General features: G+C 55.8%; 1 tRNA gene. It reads right to left on the bottom strand.

Annotation, left to right across the window (positions count from 1 at the left end):
• Nucleotides 1-50: 50 nt before the first annotated feature.
• Nucleotides 51-127: transfer RNA gene (locus K6M89_RS30575), tRNA-Met, on the bottom strand.
• Nucleotides 128-464: the final 337 nt, after the last annotated feature.

Genomic DNA, 464 nt, shown 5'->3' with positions numbered 1-464 from the left:
CCAAAAGCCCGCACGAAGCGGGCTTTTTGGCTATTGCCTATTGAAGAGTTTGGTTGCGGGGGCAGGATTTGAACCTGCGGCCTTCAGGTTATGAGCCTGACGAGCTACCGGGCTGCTCCACCCCGCGCCATTCTGAGCTGTCTGGGCATGCCCGGACTTTTTGTTTGCCGGTCCTCGAAGGCTCTGCCTTCTGCGGTTCGGCGGGGGCTGCTCCACCCCGCGTCCAGGTTTTTGCCGAGGCAAAATACCGGCTGCGTAAATCGCGTTGCGATTTACGGATTGCTGCCGAGCAAATTGCTTCAGCAATTTGTCTCGTGTTCCTGTGGCAGCTTTATTCTAACACGAAAGGCCGCTTGATGGGCGGCCTTTTGACGGCGATTGCCGTAGAGTTTGTTCAGAGAAGATTTTAGTTGCGCTTTGCAGACCTGGCAGCGACCTACTCTCCCGCGTCTTAAGACGAAGTA

It is taken from the genome of Rhizobium croatiense (assembly GCF_019793465.1).
Lineage (GTDB): Bacteria > Pseudomonadota > Alphaproteobacteria > Rhizobiales > Rhizobiaceae > Rhizobium > Rhizobium croatiense.
Note: the sequence above shows the minus strand (reverse complement) of the source record. Positions and strands in the feature narration are given on the sequence as shown.